19 protein-coding genes are annotated in these 20,853 nt (G+C 68.8%); 14 read left to right on the plus strand and 5 right to left on the minus strand.

The window, feature by feature from the left end; translation table 11 throughout:
* Nucleotides 1–150: 150 nt before the first annotated feature.
* Complete coding sequence (locus ACR81A_RS02270; protein ID WP_202382290.1) at nucleotides 151–1,059, plus strand: LysR family transcriptional regulator; 909 nt, start codon at nucleotides 151–153, stop codon at nucleotides 1,057–1,059.
* 109 nt (nucleotides 1,060–1,168) lie between these two features.
* Nucleotides 1,169–1,864, plus strand: a complete 696-nt coding sequence (locus ACR81A_RS02275) for an endonuclease/exonuclease/phosphatase family protein (RefSeq protein WP_202382289.1) — start codon at nucleotides 1,169–1,171, stop codon at nucleotides 1,862–1,864.
* A 27-nt stretch (nucleotides 1,865–1,891) separates the two neighbouring features.
* Here the strand turns inward: ACR81A_RS02275 and ACR81A_RS02280 are convergent, their stop codons facing one another.
* Entirely contained in the window at nucleotides 1,892–2,632 is a 741-nt protein-coding gene (locus tag ACR81A_RS02280; RefSeq protein WP_440312444.1) for an HAD family hydrolase, read from the minus strand.
* Between the two features lie 31 nt (nucleotides 2,633–2,663).
* Nucleotides 2,664–3,446 (minus strand): GntR family transcriptional regulator, encoded by a 783-nt coding sequence (locus ACR81A_RS02285; RefSeq protein ID WP_202382287.1) that lies wholly within the window; start codon nucleotides 3,444–3,446, stop codon nucleotides 2,664–2,666.
* A 164-nt stretch (nucleotides 3,447–3,610) separates the two neighbouring features.
* Between ACR81A_RS02285 and ACR81A_RS02290 the strand changes: the two genes are divergently transcribed.
* The 4 genes from ACR81A_RS02290 to phnE all read left to right on the plus strand — a co-directional run bounded on the left by ACR81A_RS02290 (nucleotide 3,611) and on the right by phnE (nucleotide 7,432).
* Nucleotides 3,611–4,750 (plus strand): TIGR03364 family FAD-dependent oxidoreductase, encoded by a 1,140-nt coding sequence (locus ACR81A_RS02290; RefSeq protein WP_440312445.1) that lies wholly within the window; start codon nucleotides 3,611–3,613, stop codon nucleotides 4,748–4,750.
* Between the two features lie 74 nt (nucleotides 4,751–4,824).
* The gene (locus tag ACR81A_RS02295; protein ID WP_202382285.1) at nucleotides 4,825–5,733 is read left to right on the plus strand and encodes a phosphate/phosphite/phosphonate ABC transporter substrate-binding protein; all 909 of its coding nucleotides are present in this window, start codon (nucleotides 4,825–4,827) and stop codon (nucleotides 5,731–5,733) included.
* Nucleotides 5,733–6,560, plus strand: a complete 828-nt coding sequence (locus tag ACR81A_RS02300) for a phosphonate ABC transporter ATP-binding protein (RefSeq protein WP_440312446.1) — start codon at nucleotides 5,733–5,735, stop codon at nucleotides 6,558–6,560. Before ACR81A_RS02295 ends, ACR81A_RS02300 begins: the two co-directional genes overlap by 1 nt.
* Nucleotides 6,561–6,577: 17 nt before the next feature.
* Nucleotides 6,578–7,432, plus strand: coding sequence for a phosphonate ABC transporter, permease protein PhnE (phnE, locus tag ACR81A_RS02305; protein WP_440312447.1), 855 nt, complete (start codon nucleotides 6,578–6,580; stop codon nucleotides 7,430–7,432).
* Nucleotides 7,433–7,486: 54 nt separating this feature from the next.
* Here the strand turns inward: phnE and ACR81A_RS02310 are convergent, their stop codons facing one another.
* Together ACR81A_RS02310 and ACR81A_RS02315 are read right to left on the minus strand one after the other, a co-directional pair.
* The gene (locus tag ACR81A_RS02310) at nucleotides 7,487–8,077 is read right to left on the minus strand and encodes a MarR family winged helix-turn-helix transcriptional regulator (RefSeq protein WP_202382283.1); all 591 of its coding nucleotides are present in this window, start codon (nucleotides 8,075–8,077) and stop codon (nucleotides 7,487–7,489) included.
* An 11-nt stretch (nucleotides 8,078–8,088) separates the two neighbouring features.
* Nucleotides 8,089–9,792 carry an MDR family MFS transporter gene (locus ACR81A_RS02315; protein WP_202382282.1) on the minus strand — a complete coding sequence of 568 codons (1,704 nt, stop codon included), beginning with the start codon at nucleotides 9,790–9,792 and terminating at the stop codon, nucleotides 8,089–8,091.
* Nucleotides 9,793–10,154: 362 nt separating this feature from the next.
* Between ACR81A_RS02315 and ACR81A_RS02320 the strand changes: the two genes are divergently transcribed.
* The 3 genes from ACR81A_RS02320 to purE all read left to right on the plus strand — a co-directional run bounded on the left by ACR81A_RS02320 (nucleotide 10,155) and on the right by purE (nucleotide 12,977).
* Nucleotides 10,155–11,072, plus strand: a complete 918-nt coding sequence (locus tag ACR81A_RS02320) for an endonuclease domain-containing protein (RefSeq protein WP_440312448.1) — start codon at nucleotides 10,155–10,157, stop codon at nucleotides 11,070–11,072.
* 184 nt (nucleotides 11,073–11,256) lie between these two features.
* Nucleotides 11,257–12,405, plus strand: a complete 1,149-nt coding sequence (locus ACR81A_RS02325) for a 5-(carboxyamino)imidazole ribonucleotide synthase (RefSeq protein WP_202382280.1) — start codon at nucleotides 11,257–11,259, stop codon at nucleotides 12,403–12,405.
* A gap of 38 nt (nucleotides 12,406–12,443) precedes the next feature.
* A complete protein-coding gene (gene purE, locus ACR81A_RS02330) occupies nucleotides 12,444–12,977 on the plus strand; it encodes a 5-(carboxyamino)imidazole ribonucleotide mutase (RefSeq protein ID WP_202382279.1) in 534 nt (177 codons plus the stop codon).
* A gap of 21 nt (nucleotides 12,978–12,998) precedes the next feature.
* Here the strand turns inward: purE and ACR81A_RS02335 are convergent, their stop codons facing one another.
* A complete protein-coding gene (locus ACR81A_RS02335) occupies nucleotides 12,999–14,117 on the minus strand; it encodes a glycosyltransferase (protein WP_440312449.1) in 1,119 nt (372 codons plus the stop codon).
* Nucleotides 14,118–14,353: 236 nt separating this feature from the next.
* Between ACR81A_RS02335 and galE the strand changes: the two genes are divergently transcribed.
* The 5 genes from galE (at nucleotide 14,354) to ACR81A_RS02360 (ending at nucleotide 20,607) form a co-directional block, all read left to right on the plus strand.
* Nucleotides 14,354–15,367: a UDP-glucose 4-epimerase GalE gene (gene galE, locus ACR81A_RS02340; RefSeq protein ID WP_440312450.1), complete on the plus strand. Its 1,014-nt coding sequence runs from the start codon at nucleotides 14,354–14,356 to the stop codon at nucleotides 15,365–15,367.
* Nucleotides 15,364–16,752 carry an LCP family protein gene (locus ACR81A_RS02345; protein WP_202382276.1) on the plus strand — a complete coding sequence of 463 codons (1,389 nt, stop codon included), beginning with the start codon at nucleotides 15,364–15,366 and terminating at the stop codon, nucleotides 16,750–16,752. The genes galE and ACR81A_RS02345 overlap by 4 nt, the downstream gene beginning before the upstream one ends.
* A gap of 105 nt (nucleotides 16,753–16,857) precedes the next feature.
* Nucleotides 16,858–17,835: a glycosyltransferase gene (locus ACR81A_RS02350; RefSeq protein ID WP_202382275.1), complete on the plus strand. Its 978-nt coding sequence runs from the start codon at nucleotides 16,858–16,860 to the stop codon at nucleotides 17,833–17,835.
* A 76-nt stretch (nucleotides 17,836–17,911) separates the two neighbouring features.
* Complete coding sequence (locus ACR81A_RS02355) at nucleotides 17,912–19,672, plus strand: sunset domain-containing protein (RefSeq protein WP_440312451.1); 1,761 nt, start codon at nucleotides 17,912–17,914, stop codon at nucleotides 19,670–19,672.
* A gap of 65 nt (nucleotides 19,673–19,737) precedes the next feature.
* Nucleotides 19,738–20,607 carry a glycosyltransferase gene (locus tag ACR81A_RS02360; protein WP_440312452.1) on the plus strand — a complete coding sequence of 290 codons (870 nt, stop codon included), beginning with the start codon at nucleotides 19,738–19,740 and terminating at the stop codon, nucleotides 20,605–20,607.
* Nucleotides 20,608–20,853 lie beyond the last annotated feature (246 nt).

Raw genomic sequence — 20,853 nt, forward strand, 5'->3', positions numbered from 1 at the left:
TTTCAACGAACAGGTATGGCGGATGGGCGTCAGCGGTGAGCGCCCGTAGTGTCAGTGTGGAGCTGTTGAAGCATGAAGTACAGCGATTGTTTTCATGGAATATCATGAAGAAAAGCTGAACGGTTGCGAGTAGAAGGGGAACGAACGCCGATGCTCGATATGAAGCGGTTGCGCCTGCTCTGGGAACTGCACGCGCGCGGCACGATCGCGGCCGTCGCACAGGCCCTGAACTACAGTCCCTCGGCGGTCTCCCAACAGCTCGCGCTCCTCGAGCGCGAGGCGGGCGTCGAACTGCTGCGCAAAAGCGGCAGAACGCTCGAGCTGACGCCCGCGGGCGCCGCGCTCGCCGCCGAAGCCGAGACCCTGCTCGCCGGGCTCGAGCGCGCGGAGTCGGCACTCCACCGTGCGCGGGATGAGGTCTCGGGCACCGTGCGGGTCGCAGCCTTCCAGACCGCGATGCTCGCGTTCATGCCCGAGGCGCTCCGAGCGCTCCGCGAGCGACACCCGGCGCTGCGCGTCGAGGTCGTGCAGGTGGAGCCCGGCGCGGCGCTCCACGAGACCTGGGCTCGCGGTTTCGACCTCGTGGTGGCCGAGCAGTACCCGGGGCACTCCGCTCCGCACTTCCAGGGACTCGACCGCGAGCCACTCACGCGGGATCCGATTCGGCTCGGCCTCCCCCCGCTCGGGGCGGGGGACCCCAGGTTCGACGCGGCCACCCAGCTCGCCGACCTTGCGGAGCTCCCCTGGGTAATGGAGCCGCACGGCGCCGCCACCCGGCACTGGGCCGAGCAGGCGTGCCGCAGCGCAGGGTTCGAGCCAGACGTGCGGTATGAGACGGCCGATCTGCAGGCGCACCTCCGCCTCATTGAATCGGGCAACGCGGTCGCGCTGCTCCCCGGGCTCGTCGGCGCGGGCGGCACGCTCCGCCTGCTCGAACTGCCGGATCGTCCACAGCGCACCGTGTTCACGGCCGCGCGTGCCGCAAGCAGCGACCACCCCGCGCTCGCGGCCGTGCGCGCTGCGCTCGCCGACGCTGCGCAGGGAGTGCTGTTCGACTGAGTGGGCTCGCCCGCCGGGAAGTGGGGAATCCGGTGCAGACACTCAGCTTCGCGAGCGTAGGGTGGTGCCTGTCGGACTGGCCCGGTGATCCACCGGGGAAAGGCACGGTATGAAGGTCATCAGCTACAACCTGCGGAAGAACCGCGCGGTCACCGAGATCGCCGCGCTCGCCGCAGACCACGAGATCGATGTGCTCTGCCTGCAGGAAGCTGAGGCCGTCGCGCTTCCTGCCGAACTCGGCGAACTGCGGCTCGTGCACGCCACCGAGCGCAACCGGCTCGGGCTCGCCATGTACGTGCGCGGCGACCGCTTCGAGACCCGCTCGGCGCACACCTTCCAGCTGAAGAAGTCGCTTCACGACCGGCTGCTCGCGCCCGCACACGAGCGCCTGCTGGGCGCACGCCTGCACGACCGTGAGACGAGCCGAGACCTCGTGGTGGCGTCATTCCACGCGGCCCCGCTGACCGCGCTCAACTCGCTGCGTCGACACCAGATCCACGCGGCGCTGGGCGAGCTGCGCGACCTCGGCCCGGGCCTCCCGGCGCTCATGGTCGGCGACTACAACTATCCGGTGTTCAAAGGCCGTCTCGACACCGAGATGCGCGATCACGGCTACGAGCTCAGCCTGAGCGACAAGCGCACCTACACCCGCTACAAGATGTTCCGCGGGCACTTTGACTTTGCAACCTCCGCCGGTCTCGACATCTCGAGCGTGTCCACGCTGGGCCGGGGCCTGTCGGATCACCTGCCGATCCTGGTGTCCGCGCAGTTGCGCGCGGAGCATCGCGTGCCGAGCCTCGTTTAGCGCCCGGCACGCGGTGCTGCGCCGCGTTTAGCGCTGCGCGGCGAGGTATGCGGGGATCTCAGCAACCCCGCCCAGCACCGCTGTCGCAGCCGCGGGGAAGTCGCCGCGCTCGAGCTTGCCGGTGAGTACGCCAATCGCGTGCGCGGCGCCTGAGTTGGCCCCGGCCTGCACGTCCACCGCGGTATCGCCCGCGACGAGTACGGTGCGCACGTCGAGGGTGCCCGTGCGCTCCATGGCCCAGTGGATCATGTACGGCGCCGGGCGGCCGGCGAGCACCTCGTCGCCGCACACGAGCGCGTCGACGACCACCGAGTCGGCACTTCCTGCGGGGAGAACGGGAGCCGTGGGGGCGCTGACCGCGTCCGCCTCGGGCGCCACCTGCCACCCGAGGCGATCGAGGATGGCGGTCGCTACGTCGTGCGAGAACCCCGTGGTGAGGGCCACGCGCACGCCACCGGCGCGCAGCTCAGCGATCGCCTCGGGAACACCGGCGATCGCTGTGGGCGGTGCGGCCGCGTAGCGCTCAGCGAGGATCGTCTGGAAGCGCTCAAATGCGCGGTCGACCACACCGGGAAGCGCGGGATCGCCGCCGCCGAGCTCCATGAGCGCGGTGATGGCTGCGCGCTTCTCTGTACCCATCCAGGTCTGCAGATCTGCGGGGGCGACGGTGGCGCCGGTCTCGATCACCGCGTCCTCGAGTGCGCGGTACACCTCCCCGCCGTCGTCAATCGTCGTTCCGGCCATATCGAATACTGCAAGGGTGATCATTGGGGTGCTCCTGAAACGTGGGTGGGGAAACTCAGTGCGCGGCGGTCGGCTCGGCGATCGGTGCCGCGGTAACGGCCTGCCGAGTGAGCGGGATCCGGTGCTCCGCGCTGTTCTCGACGGCGAAGTTGGTCATTGACGGGAGGTAGCGATCGTCGGCGGTCTCGATGATCGCGCCGAACTCGTTCGTGGCAACACGGCGTACGCGCAGCAGCGGGCAGCCGGGGGCGACGCCCAGCTGCTCCACCTCCAGCGGATGGGCGGCGATCGCGTCGATCACGTGCCGCGCGCGTACGGGCACCACGCCTGCTGCCGCGAGCGCCTGGTAGATCGATCCGCCGTCGAGGTCGGCCGAGAGCAGGTGTCGCCCGATCTCGTAGGGGTACAGTGAGCGCTCGAGCATGGCGGGCTTGCCATCGAGCGAGCGCACGCGAATGATCTCCACGATGGGGGAGTCCGGCGCGATCCTCAGCTCGGTGGCGATGCGCTCGGTTGCGGGGCGGCGGCTCGCCTCGATGACGCGCTGGCCGGGGGTGTACCCGAGATCGCGCGCCCACTCGGTGAACGACATGAACGTGTCGAAGGACTGCACGGGGGCCGTGCGCTGCACGCGGGGCGGGGTACCCCGCCCGCCCACGATCATGCCCTCGGCGCGCAGCGCGGCGAGAGCCTGGCGCACCGGGCCACGCGAGGTGCCGAACTCGGCGATGAGAGATTTCTCGCTCGGCACCTTGTCGCCCTGCTGCCAGGCGCCGGTGCGGATGCGGCGAATCATCTCCTCGTACAGCTGCACGTGAAGGGGAGCGGTGGATGTCATGTCGAAAGACTACAAGTTGTCATGACTAGCGCAGCGGTTCGCGGGTGACGGCCACATGAACGAATTGTGAAGCTTCCGGGCCGATCCCGCGCTCGCAATGAACGCTCGGCGAACACCGGCGCAAAAAGTTGTGTTGACTACTTTCCGCGGTTCAGGATCGAAGCATGACATCGCAGACCCCCGCCCCCCGCATCGCCATCGTCGGTGCGGGCATCATCGGCCTCGCTCACGCCGTGGCCGCGCTTGACGCCGGCTACCGCGTCACCGTGCTCGAACAGGACGCTGCCGCGGTCACCGCGAGCGTGCGGAACTTCGGTCACGTGTGCGCCTCGGTGCAGTACGGGGAGCTTGGCGAGCTTGCCGCAGAGAGCCTGCCGATCTGGTTGAGCCTCGCTGAGCGCGCCGGGGTGACGGCCCGCCGCTCGGGCACGCTTGCCGTTGCGCGCTCTGCGGCGGAGCAGGCCGTGCTTGAGGAGCTCGTCGCCGAGCGCGCCCCCGCCGGCGCGCGTCTCCTCACGGGCGGCGAGACCGCCGCGACGCTGCACCTTGAGGAGGGCAGCTCCGCGGCCGGCGCCGTGCGGGCCGGCCTGCTCCTCACCGACGATGTGACCGCCGATCCGCGCACCGCGGTCGCCCGAATTGCGGCCTGGGTCAATGGCCATGAGCGCGGCGAGGTGCGCTTCGCAACGACCGTGCATGCTGTCCATACCGGTGTCGTCGAGACGAATCGCGGCCGTGTCGAGGCCGATCACATCATCGTCGCGACCGGACACCTGCTCGGACGGCTCTTCCCCGAGATCGCCACCGCGGCCGGCGTGCGCGAGTGCGCGCTGCAGATGGCGCGCGTGCGCCCGCCCCGCCCGATGGGGCTCGGCCCGGCCGTGCTCACCGGCACGTCAATGCTGCGCTACGGCCGCTTCGCGGGCTCGGCTGCCGATGCGCTCCGGGCGGAGCTGTTCGCGCAGCGGCCCGAGTTTGCCGAGATCACTGCGAACGTCATGTTCACGCAGCAGGCCGACGGCACGCTGCTCGTCGGCGACTCCCACGCCAGCCACGACGCGGCGCCACCGTTCCTTGACGAGCGCTGGTCGCAGATCCTGCTCGATGAGGTGGCGACCCTCCTTGGCACGCCGCGGCTCGAGGTGCTCGAGCGCTGGCAGGGACTGTATGCCACGAGCGAGCTCGGTGACATCTGCCAGGAGACCCCTGTGCCCGGCGTCTCGATCGTCACGCTGACCACCGGTGTCGGCATGACCGTCGGCCTCGGGCTTGGCGCACGCACGATCGCCGCACTGTCGCGGTAGCGGATCCCAATTTCCATCGACCTGCTGTTCCGAACTACACACCCACTCACCGCAGTACCCACCCAAGGAGAATCGTGAAGAAGAACGCTGCCCTCGCCGCCACCGCGCTGGCCGCCCTCACCCTGGGCCTCGCCGCATGCGCGCCCGCCGGCGAGGACACCGCTGCCGCCTCGGCGAGCTGCCCCGACGGTAAGATCCGTTTCGGCATCCTGCCCTACGAGGACCCCGAGCGTCTGGAGCCCGCCTACCAGGTGCTCGCGAAGGCGCTCTCCGAGAAGCTCGATTGCGAGGTCGAGGTGTCGATCACCGAGGACTACGCCGCCGAGGTGCTCGCGATGGAGAACGACCAGCTCGAGATCGCCCAGTTTGGCCCGCTCGGCTTCGTGTTCGCGAACGAGCGCGCCGCCGCTGAGCCGCTCGCGTCCTTCGGCGATGCCGAGGGCAACCCCACCACCTACACGGGCGGCATCTGGGTGCCGAAGGACTCGAAGATCCAGAAGCTCGAGGATCTGCCGGGCCACACCCTCGCCCTCGGGAGCCCCGGCTCCACCTCGGGTGATGCGCTGCCCATGTCGGCCATCACCGACGCGGGGATCGCCGACGAGGTCACCGCCGACTACGCGGGCGGCCACCCCGAGGCACTCCTCGCACTCGTGAACGGCACCGTCGACGCGGCGCAGATCAACTCGCAGACCCTGGCAACGGCAACGGCCGAGGGCACCTTCGACGCGAGCCAGTTCCGCCAGATCTGGGAGTCGGATCCGATCCCCAACGACCCGATCACCGTGCGCGGCAACCTGCCGCAGGAGTTCAAGGACGCGGTGTCCGATGCGCTCCTCAGCCTCGACGCTGAAGATGTTGCAGAGGTGTCCGGCTTCCTCGGCGTTGACCCCGCCGGGCCGCTGATCCCCACCACGAAGCAGGACTACCAGCCCCTCTTCGATCTCGCGAAGACCATGGGCCTCACCGAGGCGGACGTCTAATGAGCGCCGTCACCGCACACAGGGATTCCGCCGAGGTGGGGCGCGTCACCGCGCTCCCCGCTCACGGGGGAGCGGCCGCGGCCGAGGAGCGGGAGGTGCTGCTCGACGTCCGGGCCATCTCCAAGAGCTTCGGAGATCGCGTCGTGCTGCAGGACATGAGCATGCGCGTGCACGCGGGCGAAGTGGTTGCCTTCCTCGGAGCGAACGGCTCCGGCAAGTCGACCACCCTGCGCGCGGTGAACGGCCTGATCGAGGCGGACTCTGGCGACATCACGATCGCCGGGGTTCGCCTCACCGAGGCGAGTAGTCAGCGTCGCGCTGAGGCGCGCCGCACCGCCGCCACCGTGTTCCAGAAGATCCACCTCGTGCAGCGCCGCTCGGTGCTGCAGAACGTCTGCGCGGGCGGCTTCGCCCGCCTGCCGGGATGGCGTTCGCTCCCGCCCCTCTTCGGGCGCGAGCTGAAAGAGGAGGCCATGGCCTGCCTCGACCGGGTGGGCCTCGCCGATCGGGCGCACGACCGCGCGGGGAGCCTCTCGGGCGGGCAGCAGCAGCGCGTGGCGATTGCGCGTGCGCTCTGCCAGCGCCCCCGCATGATCCTCGCCGACGAGCCGGTTTCCGCGCTCGACCCGAAAGCCGCGGACGACGTGATGCAGCTCCTGCACGACCTCGCGGCGAACGAGGGGCTGGGCGTGGCCGCTGTGCTGCACCAGCCGCACCTTGCGCGCTCTTACGCTGACCGCGTGATCGGCCTGCGCGGCGGCAAGCTCGTCTTTGATGCCCCCACCGCCGACATCGACGACGCTGAGCTGGCGTCCCTCTATCTGTGATCCCTGAGGAGCCATCCATGACCGACACCCTGACCCGCGAGCCAGCCCCCGCACCGTCTCACGGCGGCGCGCCGCGCGCACTCGGCGTTCCCCGCGACCCCCGCGTGCCGTATCGCGCGGGCTCGTGGAGCGTCATCATCGTCGTGCTCGTGCTGCTGCACTTGCTCGCGTTCCAGGCCACCGACTTCCGGCCCGAGAAGCTCGTCACCGGCGCGCAGGGCATGGCGAACTTCCTCGCCGAGGCGATCCCGCCGGATCTCAGCCCCGATGTCGTGAAGGCCGGCCTCGAGGGCGCGCTCACCACGCTCTGGGTGGGCCTTCTCGGCACCACGGTGTCGATCCCGCTCGCGCTGCTGCTCGCCGTGTTCGGTGCGCGCACAACGACGCCCAACGGCTTCGTCTACCAGGTAGCGCGAGGCATCCTGTCATTCTTCCGCGCGGTGCCCGACATCGTGTTCGCGCTGATCTTCGTGACTGCCGTGGGGCTCGGCCCGTTCGCCGGTGTGCTCGCGCTCATCGCGCACAACACGGGCGTGATGGGCAAGCTCTGGTCCGAGGCGATGGAAGACATCGATCCGGGCCCTGAGCAGGCGCTCCGCACCGCCGGCGCGAGCCGGTGGCAGGTGGTCGCGAACGCGACGATCCCCAGCGTGCTGCCGCAGCTGACCGGTCTGCTGCTCTACCGCTTCGACGTGAATGTGCGCTCGTCGCTCGTGCTCGGGCTCGTGGGCGCCGGTGGCATCGGTCTCCTGATCAACAAGTCGATCAAGACGTTCCAGTTCGACGAGATGATGACCTACCTCATCATCATCCTCGTGGTGATCGTGCTCGTCGATCTCGCCTCGGCGTGGATCCGAAAGCGGCTGCAGTAGCGCGTGCGATCGAGCCGGGGATGCGGTCACCGCGTCCCCGGCTCGCGTGAGCGGTTAGGCCGCGGACGTTCCCGGGGCACTTCCTGCGGCGGCCTCAGAGCCCGCGGGTGCCTCAGGGGTCTCACCGCGGGAGCAGCGCCCGGAGGGTGTGTCGCGCGCCACGGTGTGGTCCGCCGAGGCATTGAACCTGTGGAGATTTGCGCGCAGTTGCTCCAGATCGGCGTCCGTCCACCCGCTGAAGCGCTCGTGGTAGGCGTCTGCCCATTTCTCGCGGATCGCGTCGATGAGCTCCTGCGCGTGTGCACTCCCCGTGAGGAGCACGACACGACGATCCTCGGGCGCGGGCTCCGCCTCAACGAGGTTCAGTTCACGCAGCTTGGAGATCTGCCGGCTCACTACGGCCTTGTCCATATCGAGCATCTGACTGATGCCGGTCACCGTGAGTGGGCCCTTGCGCAACACCAGCTGCAGCACGATCAAACCGACCCCGCGGAGGTCTGGGTGAACGTCCTCTGCGTAGCGGGCCCAGCGGCTCCGTGCGAAGGCGATCACCTCCGAGAACTCGGCGATGATGTCCGCGATAGTGTCGGCGCTGCCGCCCGCCGGCCCGGTGGGGTGAGCGGACGGCAGCGTGCGATCCTTCATGATGAATAACCCTAGCTCGCCGTGCCGTCAGGGCTCGAACCGGACACCCGACCGTGGCGGGTGGGCAGGGCGATCGGCCCCGTCGCATCCGTGGGGACCGTCACCGCGTCAGCGGCACGCGGCTGCTCAATGTCGCCCGTCGCACCGTCGCCCTCGGCGCGCATCTCGGCGATCTTCTCCGCGTTGCTCTTTGAGCTGAGCGGAATGTTCGGCAGCAGGATGATGGCGATGAGTGCGATGAGCGCGATGGGTGCCGCAGCAAAGAAGATGTTGCCGATCCCGTGTCCGTAGGCGGACTCGACGACGAGGCGCACCGGCAGAGGCAGCTCGGACACCTTGGGGAGCACGCCGCTCGAGAGCGACTCGGCGCCCGCGAGGTCCGCGGGGCTCAGCTTCTGCAGGCCCTCCGTGATGTAGCTGGTCACCTGGTGCGCAAGCATCGCGCCCATCGCGGACATGCCCGCGGTGCCGCCGATCGTGCGGAAGAAGGTGACCGCCGAGCTGGCGACGCCCATCTGGGTCGGTGCGACCGTGTTCTGCACCACGAGCACGAGATTCTGCATCGTCATGCCGACGCCGGCGCCCATGACAAACATCGAGACGCCCACGTACCAGTACGACGTGTCGTAGCGCAGCTGGCCCATCATGAGGAGACCTGCGAAGAGGGCGATGCCGCCCGCCACCATGTACCGCTTCCACTTGCCCGTCCGCGTGATGATCTGGCCGACGATCGTGGAGGAAATGAGCACGCCGCCCATCATGGGGAGCGTGAGGAGACTTGCCTCGATCACGGAGCGGCCGCGTGCGAGCTGCATGTACTGGCCAAGGAACACCGCGGTGCCGAACATGGCGAGACCGACGGCGACGCTCGCGATGACGGACAGCGTGAAGGTGCGGTTAGCGAAGAGGGTGAGCGGGATGAGGGGCTCTTCCGCGCGGATCTCGACGATCACAGCGAGGACGAGCAGAATGAGGCCGCCGCCCACCATCGCTGCGGTCTGCCACGACCACCAGTCAAAGCTCGAACCGCCGAGCGTCACCCAAATGAGCAACGCCGAGAAGCCTGTCGAGATGAGGATCGCCCCAAGGTAGTCGATCTTGATCTTGCGTTTAATGGTCTGCAAGTGGAGGGTGCGCTGCAGCATGACGATTGCGATGATCGCGATCGGGGCGGCGACGTAGAAGTTCCAGCGCCAGCCGATCGTGTCGGTGATCAGGCCGCCGAGCAGTGGGCCGCCCACGGTGGCGACTGCCATGACGGCGCCCATGATGCCCATGTACTTGCCGCGCTCCAGTGGACTGACGATCTCGGCGAGCACAATCTGGCCGAGCACGCCGAGGCCGCCCGCGCCGATGCCCTGCAGCACACGGAAGGCGATTAGCCAGGACGGCTCCTGCGCGGTGCCGGCGAGCGCCGAACCGAGCGTGAAGACGATCAGCGCGAGCTGCAGCAGCACCTTCTTGCTCGTGAGGTCGGCGAGCTTGCCCCAGATGGGTGTTGAGATCGCGCTCGCGAGCATGGTCGCGGTGACCACCCAGGTGAAGGCGGCCTGCGTGCCGCCGATGTCGGCGATGATGATCGGCATCGACGTGCCGACCACGTTCATCGCAAGCATTGAGACGAACATGCTGAGGAAGAGCCCGGTGAGGGCAAGGCGCTTCGCGCGGCCGGAGAGTAGCGCGGCAGCGGGAGCGGTTGGAGCGGCTGAGGTCATTCGGGTGCGGGATCCTTCGCGACGGGTGATGGGCGCAGCGGCGGCGGTCGAACCTCGAGGGGACCGTCGACGGCGCAAATTGTTGACGAGGGTCAACTATAGGGGATTAGTTGACCCCCGTCAACTACCTCCGCCCCCCCCGCGCTCGGCCGAACCGAGGTCACTTGGGCAGGGTGTCGCATGTGTGCCGTGCGCAACACCCTGCCCAAGTGACCCCGATTCAGCGGGAGGGCGGGCTGATGGGGGAAGGCGGCGTGAAGGGAGTCGCTCACAGCGGGGCTGAGGCGCCCTGGCCTGCGGATTTGTGGGGGCGAAGAAGCTTCGTCCGCCCAGTGCCGCGGTGTAATGAGACGCTCGGCCGCATGACCGCGCGCACCCCTATCGTTGCCCCGCATGAGGCGTATCAGGTGGCAGAGCTACGCGCGGGCGGGGTGTCCCGCGGGCGCTTCAGGTCAGCGGACATGAGGCGGGTCGGGCGCGGGGTGGTGCTCCACCCAGACGCGGCGTACGATTCCAACAGCCCGCGAGACCAGGCAGTCGCGGTGGGGCAGGCGCTCTCGAAGGAGTTCTTCATCTCGCGGCGGTCTGCCGCGCTCCTCTGGGGCATCCCGGCGCCCGTACTACCGCACGGCCGCGTGGAGGTTGGCTCGTTCTCGCCGTTGCGGGCCCCCAGAAGGCCGAACATTCAGGGGCATCGCGTGCGGAGTGGTGCGCTGCGCTGGGCGAGTGTCGCGGGACTCACGGTTCCGTCGGCCGAAGACGTGTGGTGCCAGCTCGCCGCAGTCGTGCCCTTGACTGGTTTGGTCGCGGCGGGCGACTTTCTCATTTCGGGATCGCGCACGGCGGGCGGCCGAACGCGCCCGCTCTCAACGCCCACAGCGCTGGCAGCGGCAATGCGGCGACACCGTGGGAGCACCGGTGCCCCGCTCAGACGAGCAGCGCTTCCACTCTTGCGGGCGCCCGTGGACTCGCCACCCGAGACTGAACTGCGGCTTCTCATCGTGGCGGCGGGGTTTCCAGAGCCACGCGTGAACTGCCGCATCCAGGCTGGGTCGACCGTCTTCCACTCGGACCTTGGGTATCCCCGGCGGCGGGTGGCAATCGAGTACGAGGGCGCGTACCACTTTCAAAGTGCGGCGCAGATGCGGCGAGATTTGGATCGAATTGAACGCATCCAGGGTGCCGGGTGGCAGGTGCTCAGGGTGACCGCCGAGACGCTGCGGTCGCCCCGCGCCTTTCTTCAGCGCCTCGCGGGTGCCCTCGAGCGCGCCGCCCGGTGACGCCGCGCAACCCTGAACCCGTCGAGCCTCCCGTTGCCCCCAGAATCGGGGTCACTTCGGCAGGGTGTCGCGCAGGCGACGGTCGCGACACCCTGCCGAAGTGACCCCGATCCGGGGGTGGGGTGTGGCGGGGGAGGGAAAGGGGGTGGCGGCAGGCAGCGCGCGGGTACGGCAGAATAGGGGCATGGGACTTGAGACCGGCAGCATCCGCATCGGCGTCATCGGCGGCGGGCAGCTCGCCCGCATGATGGTGCCACCGGCGATTCACCTCGGACTGCGCATCAGCGTGCTCGCCGAGAACGAGGGCTCGAGCGCCGAGCGCGCCGCCGACATGGTGGGCGACTACCGCGACCCCGAGACGGTATATGCGTTCGCCGACACCGTCGACGTGATCACTTTCGATCACGAGCACGTGCCGCAGGAGATTCTCGAGGAGCTTGAACGCCGCGGCGTGGCCGTGCACCCGCGCCCCGCATCGCTGCAGTTCGCGCAGGACAAGATCGTGATGCGGGAGAAGCTCGCCGAGCTCGGCGTGCCGATCCCGGCCTGGGCTGCCGTGTCGAACGAGGCCGAGCTGCAGGAATTCATTGCGGCGAACGGCGGCCGTGCTGTCGTGAAGACCGCCCGCGGCGGCTACGACGGCAAGGGCGTGCGCGTCGTCGCTGACGCCGCCGAGGTGCGCGACTGGTTCACGGCACTTGACGAGGACGGCCATGGCGGCCACCTGCTCGTCGAAGAGCTCGTCGACTTCACACGTGAGCTCTCGCAGCTCGTCGCCCGGCGCCCGAGCGGTGAGACTCGCACCTGGCCCGTGGTCGAGACCATTCAGCGCGATGGCGTCTGCGCAGAGGTGCTCGCCCCGGCTCCCGTGGCAAACCCGGCAACGCTCGACGAAGCCGCGCGCATCGGTGCAGTTGTTGCCGAGGGCGTTGCGGTGACCGGTGTCCTCGCCGTCGAAATGTTTGAGACCCGCGACGGCCGCGTGCTGGTCAACGAGCTCGCGATGCGCCCGCACAACTCAGGCCACTTCTCAATCGAGGGCTCGGTGACGAGCCAGTTCGAGCAGCACCTGCGCGCGGTCGCAGACCTGCCGCTCGGCGACACCCGCATGACCGCGCCCGCCGCGGTGATGGTGAACGTGCTCGGCGGCCCCGCTGAAGGGCCGATGCCCGTGCGGTACGCGGCCGCGCTTGCTGCCCACCCAGGCGCCAAGATCCACAGCTACGATAAGCAGCCGCGACCCGGCCGCAAGGTGGGTCACGTCACCGTGGTCGGCGACGACATGACCGAGGTGCGCGCCGCCGCGAAGGCCGCCGCCGCAGCGTTCGACTAGGCCCGCGACCGCCACACCCCGCGCGGTACGATTGGGGCATGGCACGTAGCGCAACGCCCCTCGTCGGCGTCATCATGGGTTCCGATTCCGACTTCTCCGTGATGGGCGACGCCGTGCAGGTGCTGCGCGACTTCGGCATTCCGCACGAGGTCGAGGTGGTGAGCGCACACCGCACGCCTGACAAGATGGTCGACTACGCGCGCGGCGCGGCAGAGCGCGGCATCCGCGTGATCATCGCGGGTGCGGGCGGCGCGGCCCACCTGCCCGGCATGGTCGCCTCGATGACCACGCTCCCCGTGATCGGCGTGCCGGTGCCGCTCGCCATGCTCGACGGCATGGACTCGCTGCTCTCCATTGTGCAGATGCCGGGCGGCATCCCCGTGGCCACCGTGTCGATCGGTGGCGCGAAGAACGCGGGCATCCTCGCGGCGCGTATCCTCGGCGCGAGCGATCCCGATCTGTCGGAGCAGCTTGCCGAGTACGCACAGAGCCTCACCGACATGGTGGAGCTTAAGAATGCTGCGCTGCAGGCGCGTGTGGACGCTGACGCCGAGGCGGACGGCGGCCGCTAAGCCCGCGGGAGGCGGCGCGAACTACAGGTTCGCGTGCGTCTCCCACAGCTGCCAGGCTGCGCCGTTCCAGCTGAAGCCGCGGCCGCGATCGCCCGCGAGCACGGCAAGCTTCGCGATCGCCTCGGGATCCCGAATGAGGCGACTGCACTCTGCGGCGAACTCCTCCGCCGTTTCGGCGGCAACCCCGGCGTCGAGTACCAGCTCCGCCGTGGCCGCGTGACCCGCGTGCAATACCGGCACCGAAGCGCTCAACGCGGCGATGGTGAGATACCCCGTGCCCGCGAAGGTCTGCGGCATAAGCAGCACGTCGGCACCAGCGATCACCGCACCGATGTCGGCGAGTTCGCGCGGCTGCACGATGTGCACGCGATGCTGCAGTTCGCTCGGGATCGCTGCCGCGACCGGATCCGCGCCGCTCTTGTCGCGGCTCGGGGGAGTGGGATCGAGGCTGGCGATCACCACGAGCGAGCCGAGCGCGGGGTCGGCGCGCATCGCGTCGAGCAGCCACTCGAGGCGGCCATACTCGCCGGGGGCTGCGGTCGTGAGCGCGTAACGGGGCGGCAGCTCAAGTGTTGCGCGACGCTCTGCAGCATCCGTTCCCGCGAGGTACTCGCGCGGCGGCGCCGGCTGCAGCACCTGGATGGGAAGATCGGTGCCGTAGTTCTCCTGTAGGACTCGGGCGGTCGCGTGCGTGGGCGTGAGGATCACGTCAGCGTGCCGCACTGCGCGTCGCGCAAAGGCGCGGTAGAGGCGTGCCTGCGTGTTGCCGAGCAGGGCGGGCGCCTCCCACGCGAGCGCGTGCGAGATAGTCACCGAGGTCTGCGAGCCATCGTCATCGCCGCGTGAGCGGAGCGGCACAAGCGGGGTGAGCGCGTGCACGAACTCGCCGTCGAGGGGGCGCGCCGTGGCACCGTTCTGCCAAGCGAAGGGGAGCATGCCCGCGCGCATGGGCAGCTGCTCCGTGCGGATGAGCGGAGAGGTGAACTGCGGGTTCGCTGCGCCGCGCGAGACGAGGTAGCGCGCGCTGCAGCTGCGGGGTGCGGTCTCGGCGATCGCTACGGCGAGGTCGCGAGCGGCGGCGGCCTGAGCCTCGGCCTCCCAGTCGGGGAACGGATCCGCGATGAGGGTCAGTGTTGCCACGCCCGATCCCCTTTCTACCCAAGTCAGGTCGCATAAATCTGATGTTCACATTCTACGGAGTGCGGCCTCGTGAAACCGCTCCGAGCAGGCCCCGCCGCGCGCGAGCGAGACCGAATCGCAACACTTTCGCCAAGCGACCATTCGGTCAGTGTGCGAATCTGTTCAGGATTGGGCGTTTTCCCGCTTCGGCGCGTGCTGCCGGGAAGCACACGGCCAGGCAAAGTACGCTAGTTCGCATGCGTGTATTGCTGACAGGTGGCGCCGGGTACATCGGCTCGCACACTGCCCTGGTTCTCACTGAGCGCGGCCACGACGCGATCGTGCTCGATGACTTCTCGAACAGCAGCCCCGAGGCGGTGCGGCGTGTGGAGCAGCTCACCGGAGCGACCATCCCCGTCATCGAGGCTGACCTCGCCGACCGCGTCGCCACCGCCGCCGCGCTCGACGGGGTGGAGTTCGACGCGGTCATCCACTTCGCGGGGCTGAAGGCCGTGGGCGAGTCGGTTGCCAAGCCGACGCGCTACTACCGGGTGAACATCGATTCGACGCTGACGCTCCTCGACCTCATGCGCGAGCGCGGGGTCGCGAACCTCGTGTTCAGCTCCTCCGCGACTGTGTATGGCGACCCAGAGGTGTCGCCGATCGACGAGGCGCAGCGCGCCGGAGTGGGGCTCACGAACCCGTACGGCTGGTCGAAGTTCATGAACGAGCAGATCATCCGCGACGCGCAGCACGCCTGGCCCGAGCTGAGCGCGGTGCTGCTGCGCTACTTCAACCCGGTGGGCGCGCACCCCTCGGGGCGGATCGGCGAGGACCCGGCCGGGATCCCGAACAACCTGATGCCGTTCATTGCCCAGGTGGCCGTCGGCAAGCGCGCGCAGCTCAGCGTCTTTGGTGACACCTACAACACCCCAGACGGCACCGGCGTGCGCGACTACATCCACGTGATGGATCTCGCCGAGGGGCACGTCGCCGCGCTCGAGCAGGGCGCGGCCGGCGTACGCACCTACAACCTGGGCTCGGGCACCGGCTCAAGCGTGCTGGAGGTGGTGCGCGCCTTCGAGGAGGCGTCGAACCGCCCCGTTCCCTACGTGGTCGCGCCGCCGCGCGCGGGCGATGTGGCAGAGGTCGTGGCCGATCCCGCGCGAGCGAACGAGGAGCTCGACTGGCGCACCACCCGCACGCTCGCTGAGGCGTGCCGCGACTCGTGGGCGTGGCAGTCTGCAAACCCGGGCGGTTACACCGCATGACGCTCGACCTCGAGCGGCCGCTGCGCTACCCGGATACCGAGTCCGCACCGCTCATGACGAAGCGGGCGCGGTGGCTCGTGCTGATCGGGTTCCTGTTCCCGGGGAGCGCCCAGTTGCTCGCCGGCAACCGGAAGCTTGGCCGTTTCGGGGCGGTGGCGACCTCGCTGCTCATCGTCGGTGTGCTTGCGGCGCTCGGCGGCCTGCTCTTCGCGCGGGTGGCCACCCTGTCGTTCTTTGCGAACAGCATGGTGCTGCTCGTGCTGCAGATCCTGCTGGTGTTCTACGCGGTGCTCTGGCTGGTACTCGGCTTCGACACGCTGCGCCTCACGCGCCTCGTGAAGACGCATCGGGGGTGGCGCGTGCCGATCGCGATCCTCTCCGTGCTGCTCACCGTGGTGCCCTCCGCGGGAGCAGCGTGGACCGCGACGACGATCAACGCGGGCCGCGAGCTGCTCTCCGGGCTGTTCAGCGGTGCCCCGGCGGTGGAGCCGGTCGATGGTCGCTACAACATCCTGCTGCTTGGCACCGACGCGGGCGCCGACCGCGAGGGGCTGCGCCCCGACAGCATCTCGCTCGTGAGTATCGACGCGAAGACCGGGCAATCGGCGATTATCGGGATCCCGCGCGAGCTGTCTGGGGTGCCGTTCCCCGAGGACTCGCCCATGTACGACATCCACCCGAACGGCTTCGGTGTCGCACCGAATGCGTACGGCGACTGGGGTGGCTGCGAGGTGGGCCGATGCATCCTCAACGGGCTCTACGCCGAGGTTGAGCTGTTCCAGCCCGAGCTGTACCCGAACGCGAAGGCGAAGGGGTCGTCGCCCGGCATCGAGGCGACGAAGGACGCGGTCACCGCGACGACGGGGCTTGAGGTGCAGTTCTACGTGCTCCTCAACATGGATGCGTTCGAGAGCATCATCGATGCGCTCGGCGGCGTGACGATCAACGTCGAGGAGCGACTGCCCATCGGTGGCGACCAGTACGGCAACAATGTTGACGGCTACATCGAGCCCGGTCTGCAGAAGATGAACGGCTACACCGCGCAGTGGTACGCGCGATCCCGCTATGGCTCGGATCGTGGCGACTACGACCGCATGGAGCGCCAGCGCGAGCTGCAGGCCGCCATCCTTGACCAGATGAACCCGAGCAATGTGCTGCTCAACTTCCAGAAGATCGCCGCCGCGGGCACGCAGCTCGTGGAGACGGATCTGCCCGAGTCGATGCTCGGTCGCTTCCTCGATCTCGCAACGAAGGCGAGCGCGCACAAGCCGCTGAACGTTGAGCTGGTGCCGCCGGAGGTGGATCCGGACTACCCGGACTTCGACGTGATCCGGCAACTGGTAGCGCAGGGCATTGCCGAGGCCTCACCAGCTCCCGAGGAGTAGCGCGAGCGATGCCCCGGCTGCGCCGCTGAGCGTGCGCGGCCGGGGTGTCGGTGGTGCCGTCTAGACTGTCCGAGGCCCAACACGAGTCGAAAGGGGTGTGAGCGCATGCGCGTGACCGCCGTTCTGGTGGCCTACAACCGGCGCGAGCTGCTGCGGGAATCTCTCGCCGCCCTCGCCGCGCAGAGCCGACCCGTCGACCGCCTGGTCGTGGTGGACAACGCGTCTGATGACGACTCCGCCGCCGTTGCCGCCGAGATGCTTGAGCACTGGGGCGAGCGCGGGCGCCTGATCCGCCTCACGGAGAACACGGGTGGGGCCGGCGGTTTCGCGACCGGCATCGCTGCCGCTGTCGCCGAGGAGTGCATCGACTGGGTGTGGGTGATGGACGACGACACCGTGCCCGGCCCCGATGCGCTCGCCGGCGCGCTCGATGCGCATCAGCGGTACCTCGCCTCCGGGCAGGACGACCTCGCTGTAATGGGGTCGCGCGTGGTCTGGACCGACGGCGAAGACCACCCCATGAACACGCCGAAGGCAAAGATTCGGGCGGACCAGACTGAGCGATCCCGCGCTGCCGCTGCCGGGGCCATGGAGATCCGCTCCATCTCGTTCGTGTCCGCGTTCCTTCGTGCTGACCGCGTGCGCGACCTCGGGCTGCCGATCGCCGACTACTTCCTGTGGAACGACGACTTTGAGTACTCCGCGCGGCTACTGCGCGGCGCTCGCGGGCTCTACGTGCCGGGCTCGGTGGTCACGCACAAGACGGTGAAGCGGGGCTCGAGCGATCAGGATCCGGGCGCGCGTTTTTACTTCGAGGTGCGCAATAAGCTCTGGGTGTTCCGCACGAGCCGCGCGCTTGCAGGGTGGGAGAAGCTGCTCTACTCGGCGGCGACGGCCCGCCGCTGGTTCCGCACGTTCCGTGCGTCGGGGGATCGCGCGCAGCTGCGCGATTGCCTGCGTCGCGGGTGGCGCGATGGCTGGCGCACGGCGCCGCGCTCGACGCGTGAGGTGCTGCGCGACACCGGCGTGCCCGTCGACGTGATGGTTGCGGTGGACCAGCTGTCGAAGCTCGAGGAGCGCTAAGCGGGGTTCCCGTCTCACCCGCGCATGAACTTTGCGATTACAATGTGAAGTCTCTGTAAAAATTTAGGGGGATTTCATGCGCAAGCTGCTCGGCGTGCTGCTCACCGCGGGCCTCGTGCTCAGCGTTCCCGCCGGACCGGCGTTCGCCGTCGACGATGAACGCAGTGCAGACACGACCCCCACTGTCACGCTGCTCGAGGAATCGCTGGAGACGCTCGTCCCCGGTCCCGATACTCCTGTCGAGCCCGGGCCCGGCGGCGAGAACACCGATCCCGATCTTGGCGTCACCGACCCCGGCGAGGTCGGGCCCATCCCCGCTCCCGAGCAGCTGCCCAGCGTCACCGGCGTCGCGCAGGTCGAGCAGACGCTCCGCGGCACGCCGGGGCTCTGGCTGGCGCCGGATCTTGACTTCGCCCTCCAGTGGCAGGTTGACGGCAGTGACGTCCCCGGGGCCACCGGCGACACGTTCCCTCTGCTTCGCGACTACGCAGGCAAGAGCGTCCGGCTGACCGTCACCGCGTCTCGTGCGGGAGCCGATCCGCTCACGGTCGCCTCCGAGGCAGTGCTGGTGAAGCCCGGCACGCTCCGCGCCGGCGCGTTGAAGCTCTCGGGCACCGCGACCGTGGGGCAGAAGCTCAGCGTGAGCGCGCAGGCATCTGTGCCGAGCGGTGCGGCGCTGAGCTACCAGTGGAAGCGCGCGGGTTCGGCGATCGCGGGGGCAACCGCGGCGAGCTACACCCTTGTCGCCGCAGACCTCGGCAAGCAGATCACGGTCACGGTCACCTCGCAGCTCGCTGGTTTCACGCCGGCCGCAGCCTCCGTTGGGGTGGGCAAGGCCGTGGCCGCTGGCACCCTCACCACCGCGACGCCAAAGATCTCGGGCGCCGCTGTGGTGGGCACCACCCTCAAGAGTTCCGTGGGCAGTTGGAAGCCCGGCGGCGTGGCGCTCAAATACCAGTGGAATCGCGGCGGTGCCGCGATTCCGAAGGCAACGGGGTCGAGCTACAAGCTCACCTCCGCCGATGCGGGGAAGAAAATTACCCTGAGCGTCACGGGCACGCTTGCCGGGTACGGCACCCGCACAGTGACCTCCGCCGCCACCGGCACCGTGCTCTGGACGCTCACCGCGGCACCGACGCCGAAGATCTCCGGCACCTCGAAGGTCGGGGCGAAGCTGACGGCCTCGGCGGGCGCGTGGAAGCCGGCCCCCGTCTCCCTGTCGTACCAGTGGCTGCGCAACGGGAAGGCGATCAGCGGCGCGACGAAGGCGAGCTACACGCTCACGAAGTCCGATGGCGGCGCGAAGGTGTCCGTGCGCATCACCGGAAAGAAGTCGGGCTACGTCACCGTGGCGAAGACCTCCGGTACGCGCAGCATCCCGAAGGTGCTGAGCAGCCCGAAGCCCACCATCTCGGGTTCGGCTGTGGTGGGGTCGAAGCTCACCGTCAAGCGTGGCACCTGGACCAAGGGCACGAAGCTCAGTACGCAGTGGTTGCGCAATGGGGCCGCGATTCGTGGCGCGACTGGGTCGAGCTACACCGTGGGCAGCGGCGACATTGGGAAGCGGATTTCGGTGCGCGTCACGGGCTCGCAGAGCGGGTACTCGACCGCTGCGCAGGTGTCGAACGCCACCGGCGTGGTGAAGACCCCGAGTCGCTACAACCCCGGGTACTCGGGCACCTGCCCGGCGTGGGCGCCCATCAAGGGTAACCAGACAGGCAAGAAGTGGATCTACCACGTTCCGGGAAGCACGTACTACAGCCGAACCGTCCCTGAGGAGTGCTTCTCCACCGTGGCCGCAGCTCAGGCCGCTGGGTACCGCGCCCCGCTCCGGTAGGCCGCCCGCGGTGCCGCGGGAACGTTCTGGGGTGCCCCGCGGCACCGGGATAGGCTTGGGGGATCATGTCGAATCCCTCCGCGCCCGCTGCTCCGACAGCTGAGTTCTCGCTGCTCTTGCCCGTCTACGCGGGAGATAGCGCAGAGTTTCTGCGCCTCGCGTTCGAGAGCTCGGTCGACCACCAGACGCTGCGGCCCGCGGAAGCTGTCATCGTGCAAGACGGCCCCGTCCCGCAGGCGCTTGCGGACGAGCTCGCGCGGATCGAGAAAGCGAGCCCGGTTCCCGTGGTGCGGGTCACGCTGCCCGAGAACCGTGGCCTTACCGAGGCGTTGAACCGTGGCCTCGACGCATGCTCATACCCGGTCGTCGCCCGCATGGACGCCGACGACGTGTCAATGCCCGAGCGGTTTGCGCGCCAGTGGGCGCTGATGGAAACCGGGCTTGACTTGGTCGGCACCGGGATGGCGGAGTTTGAGCACGATCCCGAGCAGATTTCTTCAGTGCGCACGCCGCCCGTGGGTGCGGAGCGGATTCGAGCGCACGCGCGCACGCACAACCCCTTCAATCACCCGACCATGATGTATCGGGTGGCAGCTCTTGATCGGATCGGCCGCTACCAGTCGTTCGGCAAGATGGAGGACTACTGGCTTGGGATCCGGCTCATCGATTCTGGCGCGCAGGTCGAGAACATCCCCGAGCCGCTGCTCCGCTACCGCGTGGGAGCGGGCGCGTTCGCGCGCCGCGGCGGATGGACCGAAGCGCGCACGGAGTGGCGCCTGCAAGGTGAACTGCGCAAGATGGGCTTCATTTCGCGCGGAGAATACCTGCGCAACGTCGTCATGAAGGGCGCCTACCGGCTGCTCCCGGCGGGCCTCAAGCGTCTGCTGTTCCGCGGCCTGGTGAGCGGCGGCCTCCCCGGCGACCGCTCTGCCTGAACAGGCCTTCTCACGCAACATGCGACGCATCTTTTCCTATGAGTTCCCCGCAAGTGCGTAAACTCGGGTGAACGGGTGGGGGCCTAGACGAAACGAGGAGCCGAGTGGCCAGACAGCGTACTGAGCATAAGACCGACCAGAAACGGCCGCGTGCTCGACGTGCTGGAACTTGGGCAGCGCTCGCTACCGCCTTCCTCACGCTGTGTGTCGGTCTGGTAGTTTCGCCAGTTTCTCCCGCACTCGCGA

The sequence above is a fragment of the Leucobacter chromiireducens genome, assembly GCF_051993095.1.
In the GTDB taxonomy this organism is placed as follows: domain Bacteria; phylum Actinomycetota; class Actinomycetes; order Actinomycetales; family Microbacteriaceae; genus Leucobacter; species Leucobacter chromiireducens.